The sequence below is a fragment of the Oceanicaulis sp. UBA2681 genome (assembly GCF_002354675.1).
Taxonomy (GTDB): domain Bacteria; phylum Pseudomonadota; class Alphaproteobacteria; order Caulobacterales; family Maricaulaceae; genus Oceanicaulis; species Oceanicaulis alexandrii.
This window is the reverse complement of the sequence record NZ_DEMB01000003.1, coordinates 399,879-402,379: the sequence shown is the minus strand read 5'-3', so window position 1 is coordinate 402,379 and position 2,501 is coordinate 399,879. Positions and strand designations below refer to the sequence as shown.

At 65.9% G+C, this 2,501-nt stretch carries 7 protein-coding genes; 1 reads left to right on the top strand and 6 read right to left on the bottom strand.

Annotation, left to right across the window (positions count from 1 at the left end; translation table 11 throughout):
- The 3 genes from B3M53_RS02750 to B3M53_RS02740 all read right to left on the bottom strand — a co-directional run.
- On the bottom strand, positions 1–268 hold a 268-nt coding region (locus B3M53_RS02750), incomplete at its 3' end, for a phage tail tape measure C-terminal domain-containing protein (protein ID WP_286799603.1).
- A complete protein-coding gene (locus B3M53_RS02745; protein WP_273019559.1) occupies positions 265–459 on the bottom strand; it encodes a phage tail assembly chaperone in 195 nt (64 codons plus the stop codon). The genes B3M53_RS02745 and B3M53_RS02750, both read right to left, overlap by 4 nt.
- Positions 456–743, bottom strand: coding sequence for a GTA-gp10 family protein (locus B3M53_RS02740; protein ID WP_273019558.1), 288 nt, complete (start codon positions 741–743; stop codon positions 456–458). The genes B3M53_RS02745 and B3M53_RS02740 overlap by 4 nt, the downstream gene beginning before the upstream one ends.
- A 57-nt stretch (positions 744–800) precedes the next feature.
- On the opposite strand from B3M53_RS02740, the gene B3M53_RS02735 reads away from it, so the two are divergent.
- Positions 801–1,004, top strand: coding sequence for a hypothetical protein (locus B3M53_RS02735; protein WP_022701819.1), 204 nt, complete (start codon positions 801–803; stop codon positions 1,002–1,004).
- Here B3M53_RS02735 and B3M53_RS02730 read toward each other — a convergent pair.
- Genes B3M53_RS02730 through B3M53_RS02720 form a run of 3 tightly spaced genes read right to left on the bottom strand, consistent with a single transcriptional unit; the run spans position 993 to position 2,406 of the window.
- On the bottom strand, positions 993–1,409 hold the full coding sequence (locus B3M53_RS02730; protein ID WP_273019555.1) for a phage major tail protein, TP901-1 family: 417 nt from the start codon (positions 1,407–1,409) through the stop codon (positions 993–995). The two genes, B3M53_RS02735 and B3M53_RS02730, sit on opposite strands and share 12 nt — an antisense overlap.
- On the bottom strand, positions 1,406–1,822 hold the full coding sequence (locus B3M53_RS02725; RefSeq protein WP_273019553.1) for a DUF3168 domain-containing protein: 417 nt from the start codon (positions 1,820–1,822) through the stop codon (positions 1,406–1,408). The genes B3M53_RS02730 and B3M53_RS02725 overlap by 4 nt, the downstream gene beginning before the upstream one ends.
- On the bottom strand, positions 1,819–2,406 hold the full coding sequence (locus tag B3M53_RS02720) for a head-tail connector protein (RefSeq protein WP_273019551.1): 588 nt from the start codon (positions 2,404–2,406) through the stop codon (positions 1,819–1,821). Before B3M53_RS02720 ends, B3M53_RS02725 begins: the two co-directional genes overlap by 4 nt.
- Positions 2,407–2,501 lie beyond the last annotated feature (95 nt).

Below are 2,501 nucleotides of genomic sequence, written 5' to 3'. Positions count from 1 at the left end.
CCAGAAGCCCCGGCAGGGGCTGAAGAATGAAACGGTCCAGCGCCAGCTCGGCGAAGGTCCGGGCGATCTTTTCCGCCATGTCTGAAAAGCTCAGCTCGCCGGAGCGCGCCGCGCCTTCAAGGCTGGAAGCGATGTCGCGGCCCGCGCTTTCAAAGGCGTCGGACAGGGCCCGCGCGGCGCTTTCGCCTTCACGCGCCGTCTCGGTGAGTTCACGCCGCGCCGCACCGGCGTCCGCGGCGAGATCCGACAGGTCAAAGGTGTCGGTCATTTGGCTCCTCCATCAGGAAAGTCTTTGATCAGGGCGTCGATCGCCTGACGGTCGGGCGGCGGCGGAGCATCCGCCCCCAGCGCCGCGCACAGCGCCCGCCATTCCGCCAGCGACAGCGCCCAGAAGGCGTCAGGGCTCAGCCCGAAGCGCAAAACGCCCAGCGCGAACCAGCCCGGCCAGCACCCGGTCATGTAAGGTTCGCTTCAAAACAGCTCAGCACGGCCCGGGCCGCGTCTGCGGGGGCCGCCGCGTCCGCCAGCGCCTGCGCGTCCTCATGCCCGCCCGCGGTCAGCAAAGCGGTCAGAACGCAAGTGAGATCGGTCGCGCTGAGACTTCGAAATCGTTCGGAGAGCGCTTCGAGCCCTGAGACCTCCAGCGCCTGTTCGATCTGCATCAGGGCGGCAAGGCTGAGACGCAAGTGAACCGGCGCATCGCCCAAATTGGCGCGCACCTGTCCAGATTGAGAAATTGTCATGAGCACAAACTTTCTGCGCCGTTAGACTGGGCGCGGATCAATGTGAAGGGATCACCCATGCGCCGCTTGCTCGCCTGTTTCGCTCTCGCCTCTCCGCTGGTTCTGTGCGGGTGTGAAAGCCTGTTTCAGGACGTTTATGACGACCGCTACGAGGAAGAGTGCGAAACGCTGCGCAACCCTGACGCCTATCGCGCCTGCCTCAATGAGCTTGAGGACATGCAGCGTCAGCGCCGGATTGACGACCGCAGTTCAGAGGGCTGAGAAACTCAGCGCGCCCGCGGACTGCAGCGAGAGCGAATAGCTCGCCTCGCCGTCATGGCGGCCGGAATATTCCAGCGCCATCACCAGGAACGGGCCTTCGATGACGCCAAAGTCCGGCACGATCACGCGCCAGCTGCGCCTGGCCTGATCAAAGAACACGCTCCGCACGGTCTCGTCCGCCGCGCTGTCGACAAAGATGCCCGCGCCTGAAATCGCCGCAGTGCGCACCCCGGCGCCGTCCAGCAATTCGCGCCAGCGCCCCGGACTGTCGGCGTGGGTCACCTCGACCGCGCGGGCGTTCAGCGACAGGGTCTTGGCCCTCAGCCCCGCAATGCTGGTGAAACTCTCCGGCGATCCGCCATCGCCGATTTTCAGCAAGACATCCTTGCCCGCTTGCGCCGTCATGGCGTGTCTCCTTGGATTTGAATGAGGGTTCTGACCCGCGCCAGCCCTTGCACGATGCGGGTGTCGGAGGTTGAGAACAGGTCGGCGTAGACCAGGCGTGGATGGATGGCTGCAAAGCCGGCCTCCAGCGTCAGCGGGCCCGTCTCCAGCGCAGACCGGATCGCGCCCAGCGCCTTCTTGATGGTCTCGCTGTCATCGCGCCGCCCGCGGATCAGAAGGGTCTGGCGCAGATCAATCAGCCGGGCCTCGCTGGCGTCCGCCGCATCGCTTATCGCCCGTCCCAGATACAAGAACGGGAAGCGCACGCCCGACTTTGGCTGATCAAAGATCCGCGTCCCCAACAGCGCTGTGACGCCCTCATCGTTCCGCAAATGCTCCAGAAGTCCGCTCTGGAACGCGGCTTCCGCGCTCATAGCCGCACCGGCATGTAGGGGGCTAACAGCCGGTCCACGATCTCAGGCGCAGGCGGCGTCTCGCCCCCCTCGCCCCGATCCGCGCCATAACGCGCCGCGACCAGATGCAGGATCGCCGCGCGCAAGGGCGCCGGCACGTCGTCGGGCGTCTCGCCAAACCCGGCGGTGAACTCAATCTCGATCCCGCCCGCCTTGACCACAGGGCGCGGCAAGGAGAAGGGCAGGATCGCCACCAAACGCCCCGGCTCACCGGCTTCAACCCGGTATTCCGCCGCATCCCAAACCGAGAGCGTCCCGTCCCGCTCGCGGCCGCGCACCGCCTCCACGCTGACCAGCGGCGCCTTGGCGAGGCTGACCGCCAGACCCGACGCGCTCAAGCGTCGCCGCGGCCAATCATCCAGCCGCTCGCGCCAGCTCTGGGTGATCAGCGCCAAGCCAGTCCGCGCTTCCACATGCTCACGAGCAGCGATAATCGCGTCGGTGATCAGCGCATCGTCGTCTTCATGGCTGACGCGCAACCAGGTTTTCGCTGCGTCGAGACTGACAGGTTCCGCCCCGGGCGGGCTTAAAAGAGTGAGAGACATCGCGCCGCCTCCTTTTCAAAAAAGCAAAGCCCCGGCGCTGGGGCCGGGGCTTTGAGGTGGGGGAGAGAAGGCTCGGATCAGGCGGCGAATTTCAG

Coding starts and splice junctions, on each gene's coding strand:
- B3M53_RS02735 (WP_022701819.1), top strand. CDS start 801: ATGCGCCGCTTGCTCGCCTGTTTCGCTCTCGCCTCTCCGCTGGTTCTG.
- B3M53_RS02725 (WP_273019553.1), bottom strand. CDS start 1,822: ATGAGCGCGGAAGCCGCGTTCCAGAGCGGACTTCTGGAGCATTTGCGG.
- B3M53_RS02730 (WP_273019555.1), bottom strand. CDS start 1,409: ATGACGGCGCAAGCGGGCAAGGATGTCTTGCTGAAAATCGGCGATGGC.
- B3M53_RS02720 (WP_273019551.1), bottom strand. CDS start 2,406: ATGTCTCTCACTCTTTTAAGCCCGCCCGGGGCGGAACCTGTCAGTCTC.
- B3M53_RS02745 (WP_273019559.1), bottom strand. CDS start 459: ATGACCGGGTGCTGGCCGGGCTGGTTCGCGCTGGGCGTTTTGCGCTTC.
- B3M53_RS02740 (WP_273019558.1), bottom strand. CDS start 743: ATGACAATTTCTCAATCTGGACAGGTGCGCGCCAATTTGGGCGATGCG.